The sequence below is a fragment of the Kitasatospora sp. CM 4170 genome, assembly GCF_032110285.1.
GTDB lineage: Bacteria > Actinomycetota > Actinomycetes > Streptomycetales > Streptomycetaceae > Kitasatospora > Kitasatospora aburaviensis.
Window position 1 is genome coordinate 6,594,624 of sequence record NZ_CP134877.1, and the last position, 23,696, is coordinate 6,618,319.

Sequence of the window (23,696 nt, forward strand, 5' to 3'; positions counted from 1 at the left end):
CGCAGATTTATTCACTTTGGAAGGCTGACACGCCGACTGGGCTTCATTACACTCGAACTCAGTCGCGCAGCGATCCATGCCTCCGCTCTGCCCGGAGGCTTCCCCCCGTGCGCGTCGCCCGCCGGTCTTCTCCGGTAGGGACCCCCATGGCAAGAGGACGTGTTTAGCCGTGAAGGTCGGCATCCCCCGCGAGGTCAAGAACCACGAGTACCGCGTGGCCATCACGCCCGCCGGCGTGCATGAGCTGGTCCGCAACGGACACGAGGTCTACATCGAGGACAACGCCGGTCTCGGCTCCTCGATCCCCAACGAGGAGTACGTGGCCGCCGGCGCCACCATCCTCCCCACCGCCGACGAGGTGTGGGCCACCGCCGACCTGCTGCTGAAGGTCAAGGAGCCCATCGCTGAGGAGTACCACCGTCTGCGCAAGGGCCAGACCCTCTTCACGTACCTCCACCTGGCGGCCGACCGCTCCGGCACCGACGCGCTGATCGCGTCCGGCACCACCGCGATCGCCTACGAGACCGTGCAGCTCGCCAACGGCGCCCTTCCGCTGCTCGCCCCGATGTCCGAGGTCGCGGGCCGGCTGGCCCCGCAGGTCGGCTCCTACCACCTGATGCGTCCGGCCGGCGGCCGCGGCGTGCTGCCCGGCGGCGTGCCCGGCACCCACCCGGCGAAGGCCGTCGTCATCGGCGGTGGCGTCTCCGGCTGGCACGCGGCCACCATCGCCATCGGCATGGGCTACGAGGTGACCCTGCTCGACCGCGACATCAACAAGCTGCGCGAGGCCGACAAGATCTTCGGTACCAAGATCAAGGCCATCGCCTCCAACTCGCTGGAGCTGGAGAAGGCCGTCCTGGACGCCGACCTGGTGATCGGCGCCGTCCTGATCCCGGGCGCCAAGGCCCCCAAGCTCGTCACCAACGAGCTGGTCTCCCGCATGAAGCCGGGCTCCGTGCTCGTCGACATCGCCATCGACCAGGGCGGCTGCTTCGAGGACTCGCACGCGACCACCCACGCCGAGCCGACCTTCCAGGTCCACAACTCGGTCTTCTACTGCGTGGCCAACATGCCGGGCGCCGTCCCGAACACCTCCACCTACGCGCTCACCAACGCGACGCTGCCGTACGTCGTCGAGCTGGCGAACCGTGGTTGGAAGGAGGCGCTGCGCCGCGACGCCGCGCTGGCCAAGGGCCTGAACGTGCACGAGGGCCAGATCACCTACGGCGCCGTCGCCGAGGCCTTCGGCCTGGAGTCCGTCTCCCTGGAGAGCGTCCTCGCCTGACGTCCGACCTCCGGTCCGGGCCGGGTCCGCGCCCCGCAGGCGCCGGACCCGGCCCGGCCGTGCTGCTTCCCCGGGAGCGGTTCGCAGGCCCCCGACCCTCTCTCCTCCCCGTCCGCGGGCCGGAGGGACCCTTTTCCGGGTCGGGGGCTTCGCCATGCCCGTGAACAGGGGGTTTCATCGGCGGGTCGCTCTGTCGTCAATTTCTGTGGGTCGCGTCACCCCACCGCAGAAACGTTAGGGTCAAGGGCCCGCGCATCCCTTGACAGAGGGTTGCCCGATAGTCGACACATCAGGCCCACTACCGTGGATTGTGTTGCTGCGAACGCCTTGAACGGCCTAGAGTCGCAAACCGTCGGCATGCTGCCACGCTGACGAATCGACATAGAGTCCTGGATGCCCAAGGAGGTAAGACGACTTGTGAATGAGTCGACATTTGCTCCCGGGGGTGGTCAGCCAGGACTGGCGGAGCACACCGCCGGCCAGCCGAGTGAGGAGTCCGGGGCCCGGCAGGCCACCGTGGGCTCGGCCGAGGTCGGCTCGGTCGCACTCCGTACCTTCGAAGCACGCCAGAACACAGCACAGGTGACCACGGTGACCGACTACGACGCCGACCTGCCGGCCTACGGCCTGGCCTACGGCGAGATCGCCTACGGCGCCTACGACGACCCGGACGCCGAGTACGAGCCGGACCCGGAGTACGCCGCCACGCTGGCCCCCGACGCCGCGCGCCAGCGCCGCGAGCGGGTCGGCCCGACCGGCCGTCCGCTGCCGTACTTCCCGATCCCCGCGCCGGTGGCCGAGCACGGCCCCGCGCAGATCATCGCGATGTGCAACCAGAAGGGCGGCGTCGGCAAGACCACGTCGACCATCAACCTGGGCGCGGCGCTGGCCGAGTACGGCCGCCGCGTGCTCCTCGTCGACTTCGACCCGCAGGGCGCCCTCTCGGTCGGCCTCGGCGTCAACCCGATGGAGCTCGACGTCACCGTCTACAACCTGCTCATGGAGCGGGGCCTGACGGCCGATGAGGTGCTGCTGAAGACGGCCGTGCCGGGCATGGACCTGCTGCCGTCCAACATCGACCTCTCCGCCGCCGAGGTGCAGCTGGTCAGCGAGGTGGCCCGGGAGTCCGCGCTGGCGCGCGCCCTGAAGCCGCTGCTGCCGGACTACGACTACGTCATCATCGACTGCCAGCCCTCGCTGGGCCTGCTGACGGTCAATGCCCTGACGGCCGCTCACAGCGTCATCGTCCCGCTGGAGTGCGAGTTCTTCGCGCTGCGCGGCGTCGCGCTGCTCACCGAGACCATCGAGAAGGTCTGCGAGCGCCTCAACCCCGAGCTGCGCCTGGACGGCATCCTCGCGACCATGTACGACTCGCGCACCGTGCACAGCCGCGAGGTGCTGGCGCGCGTCGTCGAGGCGTTCGGCGACCACGTCTTCCACACCGTCATCGGGCGGACCGTGCGCTTCCCGGAGACCACCGTCGCCGGCGAGCCGATCACCACGTACGCGACCAACTCGGTCGGTGCCGCCGCCTACCGCCAGCTCGCCAGGGAGGTGCTCGACCGGTGCCGCCCCGCCGAGTGAGTCTCCCGGGTGCCGACGAGCTGTTCCGGACCACCGGGGGGATGGCGCTGTCGCCGTCCCTCGCGCCGCGTCCGGCCGCAGAGGCGCCCAGACCGGAGACCGCGCGGACCGTCAACGGTGCCGGCGGCAGTCCCGTCGGCAGTGGTGCCGGCGCGGACGGTACGGCCGGCACGGACGGTGAGGACGCCCCGGGGGCCGTCGACGCGCCCGCCGGGACGGCCGGGGGCACGGAGGCCGCAGGCGGCGCCGGAAGGGCCCGGGAGCGCCGTGGTGCGGCTGGCGCGACGGTGCCCGCTCCGGCGCAGCCGGGCGGCGCGCACGGGGCCGGAACGGGTGCCGGGGGCGCCCAGGGCGTTTCCCAGGGCGCCGGGGCGCCGGGCGGTGCGGCCGGTGGCGTGGCGGGTGCCGCGCAGGCCGTGGGCAGCCGGACCGCCGCACCCGCGGGGCGCCAGCATGCGGCCGCCGCCGAGGAGCAGGCGGGCGCCGCCGGGCGCCCCCGGCCGCGCGGCCGGGCACCGCGCCGCCCCAGCGGGCGGGAGCGGCACGACGAGAAGATCACCGTGTACGTCTCGGCCGAAGAGCTGATGGACCTGGAGCACACGCGACTGGTGCTGCGCGGTGAGCACGGCCTTGCGGTGGACCGCGGCCGGATCGTCCGGGAGGCCATCGCTGTGGTGCTGGCCGACCTGGAGCAGCGTGGCGAGGCCAGCATCCTGGTGCGGCGGCTGCGCGGGCGCTGAGGCGCCGGGGCGCTCCGGGACCGGGTGCCGAGCTGCGGGGGCTGGGTACGGGGTCCGGGCGCGGAGCCGTGAGGGCGCGGGCACGCCGGGCGCAGGTGCGCCGTGCGCGGGTGCGCCGTGCGCGGGTGCGCCGTGCGCGGCGTGTCGGTGGCCCCGGCGTGGGGCGGGCGGCGGGGCCGGGTGAAGATGGACCGTCATGCCGAGCAGCCTGGAACCGCCCGTCCCCGCGGGAGCCGCTCCCGCAGGGGCCGCCCCCGCGGGAGCCGCTCCCGGGGGCACCGTCGCCGAGACCGTCGAGAGCGCCGACGCGTCGCGGGGCGGCTTCCGGGTGCGGCTGCAGAACTTCGAGGGCCCCTTCGACCTGCTGCTCAGCCTGATCGCCAAGCACAAGCTCGACGTCACCGAGGTGGCGCTGGCGACCGTCACCGACGAGTTCATGGCGCACATCCGGGCCATGGGCCCGGACTGGGACCTGGACGCCGCGACCGAGTTCCTGGTGGTCGCCGCGACCCTGCTCGACCTCAAGGCCGCCCGTCTGCTGCCCGCCGCCGAGGTCGAGGACGAGGAGGACCTCGCCCTGCTGGAGGCGCGCGACCTGCTCTTCGCCCGCCTGCTGCAGTACCGGGCGTACAAGCGGGCGGCCGCCCTGTTCGGCGAGCGCTGGGCGGCCGAGCTGCTCCGCCGCCCGCGGACCGTCGGACCGGAACCGCACCATGCGCAGCTGCTGCCGGAGGTCGTGATCGGCATCGGCGCGGAGCGGTTCGCGCAGCTGGCGGCCAGGGCCATGGTGCCCAAGCCGAAGCCGGTGGTCTACGTCGACCACATCCACACCCCGCCGGTCAGCGTGCGGGAGCAGGCCGGGCTGGTCGTCGACCTGCTCACCGAGCTGGGCGAGGCGTCCTTCCAGCGGCTGGTCGCGGACGCACCGGACACGCTGGTCGTGGTCGCCCGCTTCCTGGCCCTGCTGGAGCTCTACCGCGAGCGGGTGCTCGACTTCGACCAGCCGGAGGCGCTGGGCGAGCTGCTGGTGCGCTGGGTGGCCGAGGCGGACCGGGGCGCGGTCCGGGTGACGGACGAGTTCGACCGGCCCGCGGGTGAGCTGCCGGAGCAGGCGGAGCGGGAGAAGAAGAAGGAGGAGCGGCGATGACGGGTGGCGCTGACGGCGTCGGGCGGCCGGCGCGGCGGCCGCTGGGCGTCCCCGGGCAGCCGCGCGCCGAGGAGTGGCTGGAGCCGGCGCCCGGCGTGGTTCCGGCCGGTCCCGACGGGCCGGTGCCGGTGCCGCAGCCGGTATCGGAGCCGGTGCCGGAGCTCGTCGGGGGTGAGGCGGCGGGCGGCGCGTCCACGGGCGGCGAGGCGGTCGTGGACGGGCCGGTGGCGGCGCGGCCGGAGGCCTTCCGTCCGGCCGAGGCCCCGGAGGCTCCCGTGGCGGCTCCGGTGGCCGTGGTGGAGCCGCTCCTCGTGCACCAGAAGTCGACCCCTTCGACTTTCGACGCGGTACCGTTGGCCGGCGCCGGGGCCGGCGCCGGGGCCGGCGAAGGCCCGGGCGAGGGAGAAGGCGGGGGCGGCCCGGCAGGGCCGGGGCTCAGGGCCGAGCTGGAGGCGATCCTGATGGTCGTCGACGAGCCGGCCGCGGAGGCCCACCTGGCCTCCGTGCTGGAACGCCCCCGGGCGGAGGTGGCGGCGGCACTGCGCGAGCTGTCCGCCGAGTACACCGCCCAGGGCCGGGGCTTCGATCTGCGGCTGGTGGCCGGCGGGTGGCGGATCTACAGCCGGGCGGAGTGCGCGCCGGCCGTCGAACGCTTCGTCCTGGACGGCCAGCAGGCCCGGCTGACCCAGGCCGCGCTGGAGACCCTGGCCGTCGTCGCCTACCGTCAGCCGGTGTCCAGATCGCGGGTCTCGGCCGTCCGTGGTGTGAACTGTGACGGCGTGATGCGTACCCTGGTACAGCGAGGACTGGTGGAAGAGGCCGGATCCGAGCCCGAAACAGGTGCGATCCTGTATCGGACGACGAACTACTTCCTGGAACGGATGGGGCTCCGCGGCCTGGATGAGCTGCCGGAGCTCGCTCCCTTCCTGCCCGAGGTCGACGACGTGGAAGCGGAGTCCCTGGAGGGCACGATGATCGCGGAGGCGGTCGCCGCCGCTGCCGTGCAGGCCGCGGACGGCAGTGGCGAGGCCGATCGGGCTGCGCCTGATCGGTAGGGGGCGGTGAGGTCGGCCGAAACGACCGCACAGCCCAGACGGAAAACGACGTACGGACACTTTGATGCGTAGCAGTGGCAACGGCAGGAACAGCAGCGGCGGCGGCAGCGGTCGCGGCGGACAGGGTGGGGGCCGGGGCGGCGGCTCCTACGGGGGCGGCTCCGGCCGCGGTGGCTCGTACGGCGGCGGCTCCGGTTCCTCGCGCGGCGGCGGCGCCGGCCGCGGCGGCTCGGGCCGGGGCGGGTCCGGTGGCTCGTACAGCGGCGGCTCGGGCTCCTCGCGCGGCGGCTCGTACGACCGGCGCGACGACCGGCGCGACGACCGCCGTGACGACCGGCGCGACGACCGGCGCGACGACCGCCGTGACGACCGGCGTGACGACCGCCGGTACCCGGACCGCCCGCTGCGCCCCGAGGAGCGGCGCTACGACCGCCCCGAGTACGGCGGCGGCCCCAACGCCACCCCCGCGCGCGGCGGCTACGCCGGGCGCCGGCCCGGCCCGGCCCCGCGCCCGCGCCGTGAGGGCCAGGGCGCCCCGGGCGACCCGCGCCGCCAGCCGCAGCGCTCGCGCGAGCTGCAGGCGCGGATCGAGGACGCGGTGCTCGCCCGGCACGACAAGCCGGCCGTGAAGCTGCCCAAGACCTTCGGCGAGCCGGAGGGCGAGCGCCTGCAGAAGGTGCTGGCGCGTGCCGGCGTCGGCAGCCGCCGGGCCTGCGAGGAGCTGATCGAGCAGGGCCGGGTCGAGGTCAACGGCAAGCTCGTCACCGAGCAGGGCAAGCGCGTCGACCCGCTGAAGGACGAGATCAAGGTGGACGGCCTGACCGTCGCCACCCAGTCGTACCTGTTCTTCGCGCTGAACAAGCCGGCCGGCGTGGTCTCCACCATGGAGGACCCGGACGGCCGTCAGTGCCTCGGCGACTACGTGACCAACCGCGAGACGCGGCTGTTCCACGTCGGCCGCCTGGACACCGAGACCGAGGGCATCATCCTGCTCACCAACCACGGCGAGCTGGCCCACCGCCTCACCCACCCCCGGTACGGCGTGACCAAGACCTACCTGGCCGCGATCCAGGGCCCGATCCCGCGTGACCTGGGCAAGCAGCTCGCGCAGGGCATCGAGCTGGAGGACGGGTTCGCCCGGGCCGACAGCTTCAAGGTGGTCTCCAACGTCGGCAAGAACTACCTCGTCGAGGTCACCCTGCACGAGGGCCGCAAGCACATCGTCCGCCGGATGCTGGCCGAGGCCGGATTCCCGGTCGAGAAGCTGGTGCGCACGCACTTCGGCCCGATCGCCCTGGGCGACCAGAAGTCCGGCTGGCTGCGCCGCCTGACCAACCCCGAGGTCGGCCAGCTGATGCGCGAGGTCGGTCTGTAGACCGGCCGACGTTCCGGGCGGGTCGGTCGCGCAGCCGGCGGACCGGCCTGCGCCTCCGGGCCTACGCGTTCTGAGGGCCTCCCCGCCGAGTGGCGGGGAGGCCCTCACGCCGTTCGGCGGGTCCTGCTGTGAGCCGGGACGCATCGCCTGGTCACCGCCTTGTCAGCGTGATGATCCGTGGCCGAGGATTGCCACCTGACCGCGGCCCGCCGAGTGGCGGGACTGCGCCACGGTGGCGCGGGCGAGAGGCGGGACGGGGGAGCGGCGTCGTGTCCGATGCACCACTCAGCGCACTGGGACTGGCCGCCCCGGACGGGCGGGTCTACGCGGCGCTGGTGGCCAATCCGCAGTCGACGGCGGAGGACCTGGCGGTCGCGTGCGGGCTGACCCTCCAGCAGAGCGTGCGCGCGCTGGACCGGCTGGCGCAGCACGGCATGGCCACCCGCGCCCCGGTGGACCGGCACCGGTTCCTGCCGGTGGCCCCCGACGTGGCGATCGGCACGCTGATCGGGCACCGCGAGTCCGAACTGCGACACGCCCGCGCCGAGATGCACCGCCTGATGGACGCCTTCCGGGAGGCCTCGCGCTACACCGACCCGGCGCACTCGGTCGAGGTGCTGACCGGCGGGGAGGCGATCGCCCAGCGGCTGGAGCACATCACCGAGACCAGCCAGTACCAGGTCCGCGGCTTCGACTGCCCGCCGTACATCCAGGACCCGGTGGCCAACATCCCGCTGCAGCGCCGGCGGATGAAGGAGGGGCTGCGGTTCCGGACCATCTACGACCGGGAGGCGGTGGCCTGGCCGGGCCGGCTGGAGAAGAACATCCTGGTCGGCGTCGCGGACGGCGAGGAGGCGCGGGTCCGGCCGGTGCTGCCGATGAAGATGATCATGTCGGACGACCGGATGGCGATCATCCCGATCAGTGTGGGGGACAGCGTCCTCGACGCCGCCTACGTCATCCACCCGTCCGCGCTGCTGCAGGCGCTGGACACGCTGTTCGAGGCGGAGTGGGAGCGCGCCGTCCAGCTCCAGGCCGCGCTCGGGGCGGCGGAGGAGGCGCTGGAGCCGGAGGCCGACCACCGCAAGCTGCTGGGCCTGCTCGCGGCCGGCCTCACCGACGAGTCGATCGCCCGCTCGCTCGGCTGGAGCGCCCGGACCACCCAGCGCCGGCTGCAGAGCCTGATGCGCGAGCTGGGCGCCACCACGCGGTTCCAGGCCGGCATGGCGGCCCGGGAGCGCGGCTGGCTCTGACCCCGGCCGTTGTCGGACGGCCGGCGTCGGACCGCCGGTTGGGGTCGGGCCGCCGGTGGTGGTCGGAGCCCGGCCGTCGTCGGACGGCCGGCCGTCGGCGGAGCCCCGGTAACGCGGGAGCCCCGGTCGCGCCGGTGCTCGCGCGGGCTCAGCTCCAGGGGGTGAGGCTCGCCCAGCGGCCGTCCGGACCGCGCTCGACCTTCTCCAGGCCGACCACGGCCGACCGGTTCAGCCGTCCGTAGATGTGGGGGAACAGCACGCCGGGCGTGGCGCCGGGCGGCGGCGCGCCGTGCGGAGCCTCCCACTTGACCATCGGCTCCACCAGCGACTCCTCGATCAGCAGCACCATCAGCGGCTCGCGGGCGTCGGCGAAGAAGGCGTTGGCCACCGCGAGTGCCGTCTGCTCGTCCGCCGAGCAGTGGATGAACCCGTCGGTGAGCAACGAGGCGGTGGCGTACGGCCGGCCGGGGTCGGCCAGCCAGTCGTCCAGGGGGGCGAGGTGCAGGATCATGGTTCTGTTGTACCCGAGGCGGTAGCCGAGCGGACGTCCGTGACTGAGCGGGTGTCACGGCGGCGGGTCGCCGGGCGGTCCCGCCGGAGTGGCAGGTTGCCACGGACGGCCGCGGTCGTCGCCGTGGTCGCGGCGGTGGTCGCGGCGGTGGTCGCGGCGGTGGTCGCGGCGGTGGTCGTGGCGGCCGTCCTGGTCGCGGTCACAGGCCGGCCACCTTCGAAGAGGCGGAGACCTCGTACACCAGCGTCACGGTGCGGTGCGCCCCCGGGCCCAGCGGGACGTCCCAGCGGGCGATGCCCTCGGCGTCGAAGGCGTCGGGGGCCGGCCGGCAGTCCTCCTTGCGCAGCCGCACCTCCACCGCGGACACCTCGGAGACCGGCACCCGCTCGCGCACCGCGACCAGCTGCTCGTCCTGCTCCTCCGGGCCGGAGAAGCGGGAGATGTGCAGCCGGACCGTCCGGGTGGTCACCTGGCGCTGGCTGAGCCCGGTGGTGGCCTGGCTCTCCTCGGCCTCGCGGACCACGCGGTAGCCGTCGGAGCTGCCGAAGGCCAGCTCGGCATCGGCGCCCGCCGCCGTGAACGGCAGCTCGCCGCGGCCGGTGAAGCCGCTGCCGCGGACCAGCTCGACCGGGCCGGCCAGCAGCGCGTGCCCGGCCGCGTTGCGGAACCGGACCACCTGGGTGACCAGCGGGGACAGCTCCGGCGCACAGGCGTACTCGGTGGTGGCCGGCACGGTGAAGGCGCCCAGCGGCACCCGGTGCGCCCGGCCGTCCGAGGGCACCGACGCCGGCGCGGGCGCGCGCAGCACCCGGACCTCGCCGCCGTCGTCCACCCCCGGCACCTCCCCGGACGGGCCGAGCGTGCCGATCGACTCCTCGCGCAGCTCGACCTCGACGGTGCGGCGCTCCTCGGCGCTGCGCTCGCGCAGCGTCAGCCGGTCCTCGGCCAGGGCGGGCGGTTCGGTGGCCAGCGCGGAGCGGGCGGTGGACAGGGTGAGCCGGGCGGCCGTCCAGTCCTCGCCGGTGCGCTGCCAGACCACGGCCTCGGACTCCAGCCGCAGGGTTCCGTCGACCAGGGTGGCCCGGTAGGAGGGCCGCCAGAGCGCGCACGGGACCAGGTGGCTGACGGTCAGCCGGGCCGGTCCGGCGGTGGCGGCCTCGACGGTGAGGTCGAGGTGGGCGACGAGTTCGGACGGCTCCTCCTCGGCCTGGTCGAGCGCGATCCGGGCCCGGGTGGCCTCCTCCTCCAGTCTGCGCAGCCGGGAGCGGACGGCGCGCAGCTCCTCGCCGTACCGCTCGCGCTCGGCGTCCACCCGGTCGAGTTCGCGTGTCCAGCGGGCCCGTTCGACCTCGCCGGCGCCGGCGCCCTCGCCGATCTCGCGCAGCAGGTCGGCGGAGAGCTGGGCGAGCAGCGCCAGCCTGGCCTGGAGGCGGTCGTGCAGCTGGTCCTCGCGGCGGCTCCGCTGTTCGAGCTCGTGCACGCGGTGGCGCAGCTCGGAGTCGCCCGGGCCGGGTGGCTGCGGGGAGCGCGGGGTCCAGGCGCGCACGATGCGGGCGTCCAGGACGCGGGTGCCCGCGGCGTCCGCCTCGGCGCGCAGGGTGCGGTCGACGGCGAGCGCGGTGATCGGGCCGAGGCGCAGCCGCTGGACGCCGGCCGAGAGCTCGACGGTGGCGGTGCGCTCGATCTGGCTGCGGTCCTCCAGGCAGGTGACGGCGGTGACCGGGAGGGGGGCGGTGGTGCTGGTCATCGTTCAGTTCCTCCGGTTTCCGCCGACGATGGCCTTGCCGGCCGGGATTCTGATCTGGAAGCCGCCGTCGCGTTCGGCCCGGCCGCCCGGCGGCAGCTCGACGCGCCAGAGCCGGGTGCCCGGCGGGTACTCCGGGGCGGGGTCGGCGGACGCGTGCCAGTCGGCGCGCTCCTCGATCCGGATGTCCGCGTCCGAGGCGACCGGCACCCGCTCGCGGACCTCGACGGTGACCGGCCGCCCGAGCCGGTTCGCCAGCTCCAGGTGCACCCGGTGGTCGAGCAGCGTGGTGTTGTTGAGCATGCCCGCGGTGGACTCGCGCAGCTCGGTGCGGCGCACCACCTCGATGCTCTCGGCCACGCCGACGCCCAGCCGGCGGGTGCCGCCGGGGGCGAGCGTGGGCAGCGCCGCGGTGAGCAGGAACTCGCCGTCGACGGTGACCTCCACCGGCCCGGCCAGCACGGCCTGCGCGGTCGGGTTGGCGAGCACGACGGTGCTGTACACCTTCTCCTCGACGGAGGGCACGGTGACGTACTCGGGGCGGACGGAGAGCGGGATCTCGCCGATGGTGACGGTGTGCCAGGTGCCGTCGGACGGGATGTCGGCGGGGGCGGCGGCGTCGAAGCGGTGGTCGAAGGAGCCGGCGGAGGCACGCGGCGGCACGGCGTGGCGGGGCAGCGGCAGGGCGGCCACGAACCGGGCGGCGTTCGCCGAGTGCTGCCGGGCCGGCGTGGGCCGCCCGGCGGTGGGCGTCCGCAGCGTGCCGCGGCGGGCGGCGGGCTGCTCGGGGCCGGACAGCAAGAGGGCCGGGTAGTCGAGCAGCGTGGCGTCGGGGGTGAGCGGCGCGAACGGTTCGGCGGCGGGCTCGGCTCCGGCGCCGCCGGCGGCTTCGGGCCCGGCCGGGCCGCCCGCCCCGGCATCGCCGCCGTAACCGGCGTTACCGGCGAATCGTGCGGTGGTGTCGGCGGCCGGTGCGGCGAGGGCGGGGCGCGCAGCCGGGCGGGCGGCGCGCCTGGCGCGGGCGGCGCCGGGGGCGGCCGGCGCGGGAGGCGCGGGAGGCGCCGATGCGGCGGGGGCCGGCGCCGGTGCGACGGCGGGCGGAGGCAGCGGGCCGCCGGGCTGCGGGGGCGGCGGCCCGCCGTACCCGGCGAAGCCGGCCTGCAGGAAGTCCGGGCCGTCGGCGTCGAGGGTGCCGCCCGTGCGCGGGGCGCGGGCCGTGACCGGGGCGGGCGGCGGCGCTGCCGTGATCGCAGCCGGGCGCTCGGGCACGGGCCGCGGGCCCGCCGCGTCGTAGCCGGTGAAGAGGTCGGCCAGGCCGCCCGGGGTCTCGCGCCAGCCGGACGGCGGCGGGACGGGCTGGCTGCGGCCGATCCGCAGCGAGCGGAGCTTGGGCAGGTCGGTGCGCCGGTCCAGGTCGGCGGTGGAGAGGGCGAGCCGGACGCCGGTCCAGTCCTCGCCGGTCCGCTGGGCGACGGAGGCGCGCAGGAGCAGCTGCCCGGTGTCCGCGCCCTGGCGGTAGGAGAGACGGTAGGCGGGCACCCAGCGGGCGCCGGGGACGCCGTACTCGAGTTCGAGCTCGATCTCGGCCGGGGGCTCGGTGGGGGCGGCGGTGTCGGCGGGGGTGTCGGTGTCGGCGGGGGTGCTGTTCGGGAGAGCCGCGGGGCCGGGGAGGGGAGCGCTGCCGTCGATCGGGCTGCCGTCCGGCGGGCTGCCGCCGGGTGCGGCCGCCGCGTCCGGGGTGGCGAGCGTGACCAGCACGGTGGCCGAGGTCTCGACGGGGTGGGCCGGTTCGGCGGTGGAGGAGCGCTCCAGCCGGTCGGCGAGCACCGCCGACTCGTGCTCGGCGGCCTCCAGATCCCGGGTCAGCTCCTCGGCCCGATGCTGGAGCCGGTCGAGGCGCTCGTCGACGAACTCGGCCAGCTCCAGCCAGGCGTCGGCGGGCGTCCGGCGCAGCGGCTCGTCCTCGCGGCGCGGCGGCGGCACCGCACGCAGGGCGGCCGTCTCGGCGATCGTGACCAGGGCCAGCCGGTGCCGCTCGCGGACGGCGTGCTCGTGCTCCCGCGCCTCGTCCAGCCGGCGCCGGAGCTCCGGGAGTTCGGAGCGGCTGCGGAGTTCGGCGACCGGTTCGAGGCGGGCCTCGGTCACGGCGGTGCCCGGCGGCCCGTCGAGGACCCGGGCGCGCAGGGACCGGCCGTCGAGCACGCGGGGCAGGCCGGTCAGCCGGAGCCGGCCGTCCGGCGGCAGCGCCACCCGGGCCCGGCGGCGGCAGACCGCGCCGGCGGCGTAGACCACGACGGAGTCGAGCACCGACGGGTGGGCCGGTACCCCGGGCCCGTCCGGTCGCTCCCTGTTCTCTGCCCTGTGCTGATCGTTCACCCGGCCTGCCCCTTCGTTCGCGCTCTCCCGCGCCGAATCGCGCGCTGCCGCCCCCCTGAGCGGTCAGTCTGCCTCGCTTCGGCGCGGGCGTCGCTGGATTTCGTCCCTGCGTGGCGTGTGCGTGTGCGTTCCGGCCCGCGTCCTGCTGCGGTCCCGGTGGTGGTGGTTTCGGTGCTCGACGTCTTGGTGGCGGTGGCGGTGGCGGTGGCGCTGGTCGCAATCGCCGTGGCCGTCGTGGCCGTGGCCGTCGTGGTTGTGGAGTGATCGTGGTCGTCGTCGTGAGAGGGGACGGGGCCGTGGGCCCGGCGGTTGCGCGGGTGCGGGGTCGCGCGGGGTCGCGCAGAGGCACTCGGGCGGCAGGACCGGGTTGCGGTGGGGGACGGCGCCCGGGGATGCGAGAGGATGGGGCGAGCACGCCCAGGCCAGCCGGAGGAGAGCCAACCCGCCATGCGCACTGCCGTCGTCGTCGGTACCGGACTCATCGGGACGTCCGCCGCGCTCGCCCTGACCGGACGCGGGCTGACCGTCCATCTGGAGGACGCCGACCCGGACGCGGCCCGGACCGCCGCCTCGCTCGGCGCCGGCACCACCGAGCCGGCCGACGGCCCGGTGGACCTGGCGATCATCGCCGTGCCGCCCGCCCTGGTCGGCAAGGTCCTCGCGGACTGCCAGCGTCGCGGCCTGGCCCGCTGGTACACCGACGTCGCCAGCGTGAAGGACGGCCCGCGCACGGAGATCGCCGCGTTGGGCTGCGACACCGTCCACTACATCGGCAGCCACCCGATGGCCGGGCGCGAGCGCTCCGGCCCGCTGGCCGCCCGCGCCGACCTGTTCGAGGGGCGGCCCTGGGTACTCACTCCGACCCCCGACACCGACACCGAGACGCTCAACGCCGTCCTGGAGCTGGTGGCCCTCTGCGGTGCGATGCCGATCGTGATGGACGCGGCCGCCCACGACCGCGCCGTCGCCCTCGTCTCGCACGCCCCGCAGCTGCTCTCCTCGCTGGTCGCCGCCCGGCTGGAGCACGCCGACGAGACGGCCATAAGGCTCTCCGGCCAGGGCGTCCGGGACGTGACCCGGATCGCCGCCTCCAACCCCGGCATGTGGGTGGACATCCTCTCCGCCAACGCCGGAGCCGTCGCCGACATCCTGGAGGAGGTCGCCGCCGACCTCGGCGACACCGTCTCCGCGCTGCGCGCGCTCCAGGCCACCGAGGAGGGCGAGCGCCGGGCCGGGGCGGCCGGGATCGCGGCCGTGATGCGACGCGGCAACACCGGGCAGTCCCGGATCCCCGGCAAGCACGGTGCGCCGCCCACCCGGTACGAGACGGTGGCCGTGGTGCTCGGCGACCAGCCCGGCGAGCTCGGCCGCCTCTTCGGCGAGGTCGGCGCGGCGGGCGTGAACATCGAGGACGTCGCCATCGAGCACTCCACCGGCCAGCAGGTCGGCTTCGTCCAGCTGTCGGTCGCGCCGGCGGCGGTCAAGCCGCTGACGGCGGCGCTGCGGGCGAGCGGCTGGAGCGTCCGGGACTGAGCCCGGTCGGGGCTTTCCCGGGCCTGCGGCGGGGTCGCGGCCCGGGGGCCGACCGGGCGGGGCGGCCTTCCGCGGCGGTCCATTAACCTTGAGGGAGACATCCCCGGGTTTCACGCTGCGCGGAATCAGGTCGCGCGGGGTCCGGGCCCCAGGCTTTCAGAGAGAGGTTCGCCCCGTGGACACTGCCGACCGAGCGCACGCCCCGGTCGTCGTCGCCATCGACGGACCCTCCGGCTCCGGCAAGTCGACCGTCTCGCGGGCGGTCGCCGCCCGGCTGGGGCTCAGCTTCCTGGACACCGGTGCGATGTACCGGGCGATGACCTGGTGGATGCTGACCAACGACGTGGACGTCGACGACGCCGACGCCGTGGCCGTCGCCTGCGGCAAGCCGGTGATCGTCTCCGGCACGGACGCGGAGGGCCCGACCATCACCGTGGACGGCCAGGACGTGTCCGGCCCGATCCGCGGCCCCGAGGTGACGGCGCACGTCAGCGCGGTGTCCGCGGTGCCGGCGGTGCGGTCGCGGCTGGTGGAGCTGCAGCGCGGCTGCGCCGAGGTCGCCGAGCGCGGCATCGTCGCCGAGGGCCGGGACATGGGCAGCGTGGTGTTCCCGGACGCCACCGTCAAGGTCTTCCTCACCGCCTCGGAGGCGGCCCGCGCCCAGCGCCGCGCCGCCGAGCTGCGGGCCAAGGGGGTGGACGAGGCGACCATCACCGCGATGGCCGCCGACCTCGCCCGCCGCGACGCCGCCGACTCCTCCCGGGAGACGGCGCCGCTGACCCAGGCCGCGGACGCGGTTCTGGTCGACACCAGCGAGCTCACCCTGGACCAGGTGATCGGCAGGATCTCCGCCCTGGTGGAGGAGCGCGCCGGGCTGTCGGCCGTCTGATGCCGTCGGCCGGCTGATGCCGCTCCGGTCCACGGCTAGCTGATTCCGCTCCGATCCGCGGACGGTCGGCCTGGTCCTCCGGGTCGGTTCGCTCGGTTCGGTCGGCCTGGTCCTCCGGGCCGGTTCGGTCGGGTGGGTCGGTTCGGTCCGCCGGGCGGGTTCACCGGGCAGGTCGGCTCGGCCGGTTCCGGGCCGGAGCCGGCTCCATGCAGGAAGCGGGGTGCCACCGAGGCACCCCGTCGCAGTACTGGCGCTGCCCCGAGCGGGGCAGGTACGCACGGCGCGCCCCTGGGAAGGGCCGGGCCGGGAAACGGAAAACACGAACATGACCGCAGAGCACCCCACCGCCGGCCACGGCGAGCTGGACGCCGCCGAGTACGCCGAGTTCATGGCGATCGCCGCCGAAGAGGGCTTCGACCTGGAGGACGTCGACGGCCTCGGCGACGGCGGCCACGCGCCGCTGCCGGTGCTGGCCGTCGTCGGCCGCCCGAACGTCGGCAAGTCGACCCTGGTGAACCGCATCATCGGCCGCCGTGAGGCCGTCGTCGAGGACAAGCCGGGTGTCACCCGCGACCGGGTCAGCTACGAGGCCGCCTGGAACGGCCGCCGCTTCAAGGTCGTCGACACCGGCGGCTGGGAGATCGACGTCCTCGGCATCGACGCCATGGTCGCGGCCCAGGCCGAGCTCGGCATCGAGACCGCCGACGCGGTGCTCTTCGTGGTCGACGCCACCGTCGGCGCGACCGACACCGACGAGGCCCTGATCAAGATCATCCGCCGGGCCGGCAAGCCGACCGTGCTCTGCGCCAACAAGGTCGACGGCCCGTCCACCGAGGCCGAGGCCGCCTACCTGTGGTCGCTCGGCCTCGGCGAGCCCTACCCGGTCTCCGCCCTGCACGGCCGCGGCTCCGGCGACCTGCTCGACGCCGTGATGGCCGCCCTGCCCGAGGCCCCGCCACAGACCTTCGGCGACGCCGCCCCCGGCGGCCCGCGCCGCGTCGCACTGATCGGCCGTCCGAACGTCGGCAAGTCCAGCCTGCTCAACAAGGTCGCCGGCGAGGAGCGCGTCGTCGTCAACGAGCTGGCCGGCACCACCCGCGACCCGGTCGACGAGATGATCGAACTCGGCGGCAAGACCTGGAAGTTCGTCGACACCGCCGGCATCCGCCGCCGGGTCCACCTGACCGCCGGCGCCGACTTCTACGCCTCGCTGCGCACCTCCTCCGCGCTGGAGAAGGCCGAGGTCGCGGTCGTCCTGATCGACGCCAGCGAGACCCTGGCCGAGCAGGACACCCGGATCATCTCGATGGCCGTCGAGGCCGGCCGCGCCGTCGTCATCGCCTACAACAAGTGGGACCAGCTGGACGAGGAGCGCCGCTACTACCTGGAGCGCGAGATCGAGCGCGACCTCGTCCAGGTCCAGTGGGCGCCGCGGGTCAACGTCTCGGCCAAGACCGGCCGGCACATGGAGAAGCTCGTCCCGGCGATCGAGACCGCGCTGGACGGCTGGGAGACCCGTATCCCGACCGCGCGGCTGAACGCCTTCCTCGGCGAGCTGGTCGCCGCCCACCCGCACCCGATCCGCGGTGGCAAGCAGCCGCGCATCCTGTTCGGCACCCAGGCGGGCACCCGTCCGCCGCGCTTCGTGCTGTTCGCCTCGGGCTTCCTGGAGGCCGGCTACCGCCGCTTCATCGAGCGCCGCCTGCGGGAGGAGTTCGGCTTCGTGGGCACGCCGATCTCGATCTCCGTCCGGGTTCGTGAGAAGCGCAAGAAGAAGTAGGACGGGCGTGGCGCGCGCCGCGTGCCGCGCAACGACGAGGAGGGCCTCGCCACTTCGGTGGCGGGGCCCTCCTGCGTGCGGGGCTGTCCCGTGGGGTTGGGGGATGCCGCCTGGGAGGGCTGGCGCTGGGGCTGGGGGACTGGTGCGCCCGGCCGGGGACGGGGCCGTGACGGGGTCAGTGCTGGTCGCCGCTGCGGCCCGGGGGGAGCGAGAGCAGGTTGCGGTGGCGGCCCCCGGTGGCCGGGCCGGCGGTGGCACCGGCGCCCGTGTCCACGACCGGTGCCGGGGAGGGCGCGGGTGCGGGAATCGGGTGCGGGACCGGGCCGAGGTAGCCCGCCGCGACCCAGCCCTGTCCGTTGGCGAACTGGCCGGTGGGCTGGGAGGGTTGGCCGCCGGGGGGAGTGGGGCCGCCGTGGCCGGTCGGCTGGGTGTGCGGCGAGGGTGCGGGGTGGCTCTGGGCGTGGGCGAGGTGGCGGTCGGCCGGTGCGGAGTGGCCGGTGCCGTCGCTGGTGGGGTCGGCCGGGTGGGCGCCGGGGGCGGTCGGCGCGGCGTACGGGGCCGCGCCGGTGTGCGTGGCGCCGCCGGTGTGGGCGGGGGCGCCGCCGGTGTGGGCGGGGGAGGCGCCGGGGTGGGCGGGGGAGGCGCCGGGGTGGGAGGTGCCGCCGTGGGAGGTGTGTCCGCCGTGTGTCGTGTGGCCGGCCACGCCGGGGCCGGTCTGCTGGCTGGGCATGAACTGCGGGAGGCCGAGCGCCTGGCCCGCGTACGTCTGGAAGGACTGCTGCTGCGGGGGGTATGACCGAGGCTCGCCGAAGAGCGGGTAGCCGTCCCGGACGGCGAAGCCCGTGAACTTCAGGTTCTCCTCGCCCGAGCGGTCGCCCGGCAGGGCCCGGAACAGCCGCCGGTACTCGGAGTACAGCTCGTCGTAGATCGGCGTCGTCGAGTGGGGGTTCTCCGCGTCGTACGACGGGCGCATGCCCGGGATCGCACGGGGGACGGTGGTGGACCGGCGGTGGGATGCGGAGACCTCGTAGCTGTACACACAGGGCCAACGAGCGAGAGCCCCGGGGGATGCGGGGTCCGCAGCCCCCGGAGGCGGCAGTCCCGGCAGGTGGCGCAAGCCGCCGAGACGGACGACGGCCGGTGCCGATCGGGGCCGACGATCGGCACCGGCCGGGCACCGCTCGACCGCGGGCGGGGACTCCGCACGGCGGCGTTCGGTGGGGTCGGTGAGGGGGTGGCGGGGCTGGGGGTCGGAGCCGGTCGGGGCCGGTCGGGCCCCGGACGACGGGCGTGGGCCGCCCGTCCCGGGGCGGCTCAGGTGCCGGCGAGCGGCAGCGAAGCGGCGACCACCTGTCCGAGGGCGACGGCGCGCTCCAGCGCCTGGCGGAGCAGGTCCTCGCGCGGCTGCCGGCCGACCATGCCGGCCGGCACGGCGTACATGGTCACCTCCGCCATCTGGCTGGCCGCGATCCGCCAGGCCTCGGTGACCTGGAGCGGCTGGTGCGCCTGCCACCATCCCGTGCTGCCGCCGGCCGCGGCGGGCTGCAGGATCGCGTGCAGCTTGCCCATCGCGACCAGTACCGACCAGCCGGGCAGCTGGTCCGGCGTCTTGTTGAGATCGGTGACGAGCTGGAAGCCCGCGTCCTGCAGGAGGTCCAGGAACTCGTCGGTGCCCGAGGTGTTGCCCGGGCGCCCGACCGGACCGGTGGGCTCGACGACCAGCGAGGCGTGGCCGGTCTCCCCGTGCAGGACGAGCCCGCAGGTGATGCCGAGGATGGCGGCCTGCCCGGGGGCGCTGGGCTGGTCCAGCGCGCCGGTGGGCCGATCGGCGAGGGCGGCGGAAGCGGTGGGTTCCGGGGCGGCGGCCGGCGACGGCACCGTCGGGCCGCCCACGGCCGCCGGGACGCCGACCTGGGCCTGGCTGATGCTGCGGACGGCACCGACCAGCTGCTCCTCGGCGACCGGCACCACCTGGGACGGGATGCAGCGGGCGTGCGCGAACGCGAGCACCGCGGTCTCCTCGCCGACGAACAGCACCGTGCTGGTGGGCTCCTGGAGCGAGTCGCCGGGCGTGCGGCAGGAGGTGCACTCGTAGCTGTCGGGCGCGTGGGCGCCACCGAGCAGGCGGTCGGCCTCGTCGTCGCCGATCTCGGACCGGACTTCGTCGCTGACGTCGAGCATGCGCGGCACTGGAACTCCTCGGGATGTCGGGGTGTGGGAAGGGAGGAACGGGCGGATGGGCAGACGAGCGGATGGGCGGATGGGCGGAGGGCGAAGAGGGGCGGGTGCGGGGTCGGGGTGCGGGCTGGTGACGTGGGCGGGCAGGGGACCGTTTGTGGCCGCCTCTACCAACGGACCCCTGTGGCAGGGGTCACGGGTGGTCGCCGAGGCTGACGGTTATTGCCACGGAATCGATCGCCCCGCGTGTTCTCGTGGTCGCAATGTGTCGATGTCGGCGACGGGACTGCCGAAATGAAGCCGTGAGGTGAGTCACGGCTCGCCGATGTTTGATCTAGGAAATGACAGCCAAAACGGACATATGGTGCGGCGTTGAAAGGTCATTACCGCCGGTAACCCTTGGCTGAGCTGGGAAGACCGTCGGATGTTTGGTTCCCCGGCGGTCGACTCGTAGCTTCATTGGCGGTGCAACGAGCACCACCCGGGTTCACCCCCGACGCACAGCCCGCCGGCTCACCCCGGCGCAGGCCGTGCCCGCCGATGCGACCGCTCGAACAGGTCGCCGGTGCGTGGCGGGTGGCCGGGGCGGCGCGGCACGTCCGACACGTGCCCGGCCGCCCGACGGACGCGGCGAGCGAATCGATCCCCTCCGAGGGCTTGGTTCCGCATGCCCGCCCGGGGCTGTCGAGAGGAACCTCATGTCTTTCCGTAACGAGTCTGCCGCTGCCACCACCTCCACCGTCACCAAGCGCAACCGCGTTCGGATGGCTGTCGTGGCGGGCGCCGCTGTCGCGGCCCTGCCGGTGGCCGGCCTCGTCACGGCCACCTCGGCCTCCGCCGCCTCCGTCGCCACCTGGGACGCTGTCGCCCAGTGCGAGAGCGGTGGCAACTGGGCCATCAACACCGGCAACGGTTTCTACGGCGGTCTGCAGTTCACCTCCAGCACCTGGGCCGCCTTCGGCGGCACCGCCTTCGCCCCGCAGGCCAACCTGGCCACCAAGGCGCAGCAGATCTCCATCGCCGAGAAGGTCCTCGCCTCGCAGGGCCCGGGCGCCTGGCCCGTCTGCTCCGTCAAGGCCGGCCTGACCAAGGGCGGCGCTCCGGCCGCGGTCGACACCTCCGCCGGTGCGACCACCGCCGCGAAGCCGGCCGCCCCGGCCGCCACCGCCGCCCCGAAGCCCGCCGCGCCGAAGGCGACCGAGGCGCCCAAGCCGGCCGCCGCCCCGAAGGCCGCCGAGGCCCCGAAGCCGGCCGCCGCCCCGAAGGCCGCCGTCGCGCCGAAGTCCAACGACTCCGCCAAGTCGTGGAAGGCCGAGACCTCGAACGACGCCAAGCAGGTCAACGGTGGCAGCTACACCGTCAAGTCCGGCGACACCCTGAGCAAGATCGCCGCGGCCAAGGGCCTGGACTGGCACGACCTGTACAACAAGAACACCAAGGTCATCGGCGGCAACCCCGACCTGATCTTCCCGGGCCAGGCCCTGACCGTCTGATCCGGTTCGCCTGGTCGGATCGCCTGGGACCCGTGGGTTCCGCAGATCCAGTGGGTCCTGAGGGATCCGGAACGGCCGCTTCTCCGCTGTGCGGGGGAGCGGCCGTCGGCGTGTCCGGTGTGTCGGGGCGTGGCGGGGCGGCGCGAGCCTAGGGTCGGCTGCTATGCCTTCGATTCGTAGGATCAGCCGTGGATCATTCGTCCCTACCGGGGGCGGGCCGGCGCGGGGTGGGCGCGGTGCTGTAGCTGCCCTGGTTGCCCGGGTCGTCGGGGTTGCCGGGGTTGCCAGGGTGGTCGGGGTCGCCGGGGTTGCCGCCGCGGTTGCGGTGCCGGCGACCGCCGTGGTGCTGCCGGACGGGCGGGCGCGGGCGGTGGTGACCGTCGCGGACCTGGTCTGGGACGACCTGGCCGAGTGCGAGAGCGACGGAGACTGGCGCGCCGACACCGGCAACGGCTACTTCGGCGGCCTGCAGATCTGGCCGCCGACCTGGGAGGAGTCCGGCGGCCTGCGGTTCGCCGACCGGCCCGACCGCGCGAGCCGTCGGCAGCAGACCGCCGTCGCCGAGGAGATCCTCCGGATGCAGGGGTGGGAGGCCTGGCCGGTCTGTGCCCGGGAGATCGGGATGATCGGGGAGGAGTGAGCGCGCCGCCTCCGGTCCGGTGGCCCGATGGTTGTGCAGGCTCGCCCGGGCCGGCCCGGGCGAGCCTGCCCGGCCCGTGTCGTCCGGGTTGTCGGACCGCTGCGCGAGGATGGTGGTGTGATCCAGGGCGAGCTGTTCGGCGACGAGCCGGGAACGGGCGGGCGCGCGGGCACCGGGGCCGGAGAAGCCCGGGAGAGGTCTGAGCCGGCGCCCGGTGCGGTGCTGCTCCCCGGCTGGCTCGACGTCGACGCCCAGCTGAGCCTCGTCGCCGCCTGCCGCCAGTGGGCCCGACCGCCAGCCGGGATGCACACCGTCCGGATGCCCACCGGCGGCATGATGTCCGTGCAGATGGTGAGCCTCGGCTGGCACTGGTACCCCTACGGCTACCGCCGGACCGCCGCCGACGGCACGCCGGTCAAGGCCTTCCCGCCCGAGCTCGGCGAGCTCGCCCGCCGGGCCGTCGCAGAGGCGTACGGCGAGGCGGTCGGGACGATCGCGGGCGCGGCCGGCTACGAGCCCGACATCGCCATCGTCAACCACTACCCGCACGGCGCGAAGATGGGCCTGCACCAGGACCGCGACGAGCGGACGGACGCGCCCGTCGTCTCGTTCTCACTCGGCGACACCTGCGTCTTCCGCCTCGGCAACACCGAGACCCGTACCCGCCCGTGGACCGATCTGGAGCTGCACAGCGGCGACCTGCTGGTCTTCGGCGGTCCGTCCCGGTTGGCCTACCACGGTGTGGTGCGCACGTTGCCCGGTACGGCGGATCCGGCGCTGGGGCTGACCGGCCGGCTCAACATCACCGTCCGGCAGTCCGGCCTCGGCCCCCGTGCTGGCGTCGGCGCCAAGGGCTGAGGGCCGAGGGCCGAGGGCCGAGGGCGGGGCGGTTCCGGGGGCGGGCCGACCCGCCGGTCAGTACGGTCAGCACGTTCCGGAAGCACGTTCCGGAAGTGCGTTCCGGAGCGGTCCGGAGGCGCGCTGGGGCGTTCTGGCGGTCGACACCTCGTTCGAGTGATTCGGCGACGGCCACCCCGGGTGTGGGGAATGCCCGGACTCGCTGGAGAATTCGAAGGGGCGGGAGAATTCGAGAGAACGGGCGCCGGCGGCCGGACGGAAGACCTCCGTCCGGGCCGGACACCCGGAGAGGAAGCACACGCATGGGTACCCCCGTCGACGAACTCGTCGAACTGCTGGACCTTGAGCAGATCGAGCTGAACATCTTCCGGGGCCGCAGCCCCGAGGAGGCGCTCCAGCGGACCTTCGGCGGCCAGGTCGCCGGCCAGGCGCTGGTCGCGGCGGGGCGCACGGTGGACAGCGACCGCCCCGTGCACTCACTGCACGCCTACTTCCTGCGCCCCGGTGTGCCCGGTGTGCCGATCGTCTACCAGGTCGACCGGATCCGGGACGGCCGCTCCTTCACCACCCGCCGTGTGCTCGCCATCCAGGGCGGCCGCTCGATCTTCGCCCTCACCGCCGACTTCCACCTCCCGGAGGAGGGCGGCATCGAGCACCAGTACCCGATGCCGGAGGTCGCCGCTCCCGAGGACCTGCCGAGCGCGCTGGAGGAGGTCGGCTCCCGGCTCGGCGAGCTGCCGCCGTTCATCAGCCGCAGACAGCCCTTCGACATCCGGTACGTCGACCGGCTGCGGTGGAGCAAGGAGGAGCTGGCCGGCGTCGAGGCCCGCAGCGGCGTCTGGCTGCGCACCAACGGCTCGCTGCCCGACGACCCGCTGATCCACGTCTGCGCCCTGACCTACGCGAGCGACATGACGCTGCTGGACGCCGTCCGCGCCCCCGTCGAGCCGCTCTGGGGCACCCGCCACTTCGACATGGCCTCGCTCGACCACGCGATGTGGTTCCACCGTCCGTTCCGGACCGACGACTGGCTGCTCTACCAGCAGGAGTCCCCGATCGCGCACGGCGCGCGCGGCCTGGCCCGTGGGCAGATCTACGACCGGAGTGGCCAGCTGGTGGTGTCGGTCGTGCAGGAGGGTCTGTTCAGGCCCCTGAAGGGATGAACCACCCCCGTGGCCGGTGTTGACCTGGTGACGCGTCGAGACGTGTCGGGGCGTGTCGAGGACGTCGAGACGTGTCGACGCGATGGCGTACT

General features: G+C 74.7%; 19 protein-coding genes. 14 read left to right on the top strand and 5 right to left on the bottom strand.

Annotated features, from left to right (window positions below; genetic code table 11):
- Positions 1–169 precede the first annotated feature (169 nt).
- The 7 genes from ald (at position 170) to RMN57_RS28155 (ending at position 8,439) form a co-directional block, all read left to right on the top strand.
- Positions 170–1,285, top strand: coding sequence for an alanine dehydrogenase (gene ald / locus RMN57_RS28125; RefSeq protein WP_313766078.1), 1,116 nt, complete (start codon positions 170–172; stop codon positions 1,283–1,285).
- A gap of 516 nt (positions 1,286–1,801) precedes the next feature.
- Positions 1,802–2,869 (top strand): ParA family protein, encoded by a 1,068-nt coding sequence (locus RMN57_RS28130; RefSeq protein WP_374209186.1) that lies wholly within the window; start codon positions 1,802–1,804, stop codon positions 2,867–2,869.
- Positions 2,866–3,609, top strand: coding sequence for a hypothetical protein (locus RMN57_RS28135; RefSeq protein ID WP_313766079.1), 744 nt, complete (start codon positions 2,866–2,868; stop codon positions 3,607–3,609). Before RMN57_RS28130 ends, RMN57_RS28135 begins: the two co-directional genes overlap by 4 nt.
- A 196-nt stretch (positions 3,610–3,805) precedes the next feature.
- Entirely contained in the window at positions 3,806–4,756 is a 951-nt protein-coding gene (locus tag RMN57_RS28140; protein ID WP_313766080.1) for a segregation/condensation protein A, read from the top strand.
- A gap of 461 nt (positions 4,757–5,217) precedes the next feature.
- Positions 5,218–5,811: an SMC-Scp complex subunit ScpB gene (gene scpB / locus RMN57_RS28145; RefSeq protein WP_380237599.1), complete on the top strand. Its 594-nt coding sequence runs from the start codon at positions 5,218–5,220 to the stop codon at positions 5,809–5,811.
- 64 nt (positions 5,812–5,875) lie between these two features.
- The gene (locus RMN57_RS28150) at positions 5,876–7,186 is read left to right on the top strand and encodes a pseudouridine synthase (protein WP_313766081.1); all 1,311 of its coding nucleotides are present in this window, start codon (positions 5,876–5,878) and stop codon (positions 7,184–7,186) included.
- Between the two features lie 269 nt (positions 7,187–7,455).
- Positions 7,456–8,439: a helix-turn-helix domain-containing protein gene (locus RMN57_RS28155; protein WP_313766082.1), complete on the top strand. Its 984-nt coding sequence runs from the start codon at positions 7,456–7,458 to the stop codon at positions 8,437–8,439.
- 148 nt (positions 8,440–8,587) lie between these two features.
- Here RMN57_RS28155 and RMN57_RS28160 read toward each other — a convergent pair whose 3' ends face one another.
- The 3 genes from RMN57_RS28160 to RMN57_RS28170 all read right to left on the bottom strand — a co-directional run bounded on the left by RMN57_RS28160 (position 8,588) and on the right by RMN57_RS28170 (position 13,070).
- Positions 8,588–8,950 (bottom strand): DUF952 domain-containing protein, encoded by a 363-nt coding sequence (locus RMN57_RS28160; protein WP_313766083.1) that lies wholly within the window; start codon positions 8,948–8,950, stop codon positions 8,588–8,590.
- A 199-nt stretch (positions 8,951–9,149) separates the two neighbouring features.
- Positions 9,150–10,697 (bottom strand): mucoidy inhibitor MuiA family protein, encoded by a 1,548-nt coding sequence (locus RMN57_RS28165; protein WP_313766084.1) that lies wholly within the window; start codon positions 10,695–10,697, stop codon positions 9,150–9,152.
- A gap of 3 nt (positions 10,698–10,700) precedes the next feature.
- Positions 10,701–13,070, bottom strand: a complete 2,370-nt coding sequence (locus RMN57_RS28170) for a DUF4139 domain-containing protein (RefSeq protein ID WP_313766085.1) — start codon at positions 13,068–13,070, stop codon at positions 10,701–10,703.
- A 447-nt stretch (positions 13,071–13,517) separates the two neighbouring features.
- Between RMN57_RS28170 and RMN57_RS28175 the strand changes: the two genes are divergently transcribed.
- The 3 genes from RMN57_RS28175 to der all read left to right on the top strand — a co-directional run bounded on the left by RMN57_RS28175 (position 13,518) and on the right by der (position 17,272).
- A complete protein-coding gene (locus RMN57_RS28175) occupies positions 13,518–14,603 on the top strand; it encodes a prephenate dehydrogenase (RefSeq protein ID WP_313766086.1) in 1,086 nt (361 codons plus the stop codon).
- Between the two features lie 175 nt (positions 14,604–14,778).
- Entirely contained in the window at positions 14,779–15,492 is a 714-nt protein-coding gene (gene cmk / locus RMN57_RS28180) for a (d)CMP kinase (protein WP_313766087.1), read from the top strand.
- A 325-nt stretch (positions 15,493–15,817) separates the two neighbouring features.
- Complete coding sequence (gene der / locus RMN57_RS28185) at positions 15,818–17,272, top strand: ribosome biogenesis GTPase Der (RefSeq protein ID WP_313766088.1); 1,455 nt, start codon at positions 15,818–15,820, stop codon at positions 17,270–17,272.
- 175 nt (positions 17,273–17,447) lie between these two features.
- Here der and RMN57_RS28190 read toward each other — a convergent pair whose 3' ends face one another.
- Both RMN57_RS28190 and RMN57_RS28195 read right to left on the bottom strand, forming a co-directional pair.
- Positions 17,448–18,245 (bottom strand): hypothetical protein, encoded by a 798-nt coding sequence (locus RMN57_RS28190; RefSeq protein WP_313766089.1) that lies wholly within the window; start codon positions 18,243–18,245, stop codon positions 17,448–17,450.
- A 341-nt stretch (positions 18,246–18,586) separates the two neighbouring features.
- Positions 18,587–19,462 (bottom strand): hypothetical protein, encoded by an 876-nt coding sequence (locus RMN57_RS28195; RefSeq protein WP_313766090.1) that lies wholly within the window; start codon positions 19,460–19,462, stop codon positions 18,587–18,589.
- A 686-nt stretch (positions 19,463–20,148) separates the two neighbouring features.
- Here RMN57_RS28195 and RMN57_RS28200 point away from each other — a divergent pair.
- From RMN57_RS28200 to RMN57_RS28215, 4 genes are all read left to right on the top strand, one after another.
- Positions 20,149–20,943: a transglycosylase family protein gene (locus tag RMN57_RS28200; RefSeq protein WP_313766091.1), complete on the top strand. Its 795-nt coding sequence runs from the start codon at positions 20,149–20,151 to the stop codon at positions 20,941–20,943.
- Positions 20,944–21,268: 325 nt separating this feature from the next.
- Entirely contained in the window at positions 21,269–21,583 is a 315-nt protein-coding gene (locus RMN57_RS28205) for a transglycosylase family protein (RefSeq protein WP_313766092.1), read from the top strand.
- Between the two features lie 219 nt (positions 21,584–21,802).
- Positions 21,803–22,441, top strand: coding sequence for an alpha-ketoglutarate-dependent dioxygenase AlkB (locus RMN57_RS28210; protein WP_313767998.1), 639 nt, complete (start codon positions 21,803–21,805; stop codon positions 22,439–22,441).
- 302 nt (positions 22,442–22,743) lie between these two features.
- Positions 22,744–23,604: an acyl-CoA thioesterase II gene (locus tag RMN57_RS28215; protein ID WP_313766093.1), complete on the top strand. Its 861-nt coding sequence runs from the start codon at positions 22,744–22,746 to the stop codon at positions 23,602–23,604.
- The last annotated feature ends 92 nt before the right edge of the window (positions 23,605–23,696 follow it).

Excerpts from the sequence above, each read along its gene's own strand:
- RMN57_RS28140 (WP_313766080.1), top strand. The coding sequence starts at position 3,806 with ATGCCGAGCAGCCTGGAACCGCCCGTCCCCGCGGGAGCCGCTCCCGCA.
- scpB (WP_380237599.1), top strand. The coding sequence starts at position 5,218 with ATGGTCGTCGACGAGCCGGCCGCGGAGGCCCACCTGGCCTCCGTGCTG.
- RMN57_RS28150 (WP_313766081.1), top strand. The coding sequence starts at position 5,876 with ATGCGTAGCAGTGGCAACGGCAGGAACAGCAGCGGCGGCGGCAGCGGT.
- RMN57_RS28160 (WP_313766083.1), bottom strand. The coding sequence starts at position 8,950 with ATGATCCTGCACCTCGCCCCCCTGGACGACTGGCTGGCCGACCCCGGC.
- RMN57_RS28165 (WP_313766084.1), bottom strand. The coding sequence starts at position 10,697 with ATGACCAGCACCACCGCCCCCCTCCCGGTCACCGCCGTCACCTGCCTG.
- RMN57_RS28175 (WP_313766086.1), top strand. The coding sequence starts at position 13,518 with ATGCGCACTGCCGTCGTCGTCGGTACCGGACTCATCGGGACGTCCGCC.
- der (WP_313766088.1), top strand. The coding sequence starts at position 15,818 with ATGACCGCAGAGCACCCCACCGCCGGCCACGGCGAGCTGGACGCCGCC.
- RMN57_RS28190 (WP_313766089.1), bottom strand. The coding sequence starts at position 18,245 with ATGCGCCCGTCGTACGACGCGGAGAACCCCCACTCGACGACGCCGATC.
- RMN57_RS28200 (WP_313766091.1), top strand. The coding sequence starts at position 20,149 with ATGTCTTTCCGTAACGAGTCTGCCGCTGCCACCACCTCCACCGTCACC.
- RMN57_RS28215 (WP_313766093.1), top strand. The coding sequence starts at position 22,744 with ATGGGTACCCCCGTCGACGAACTCGTCGAACTGCTGGACCTTGAGCAG.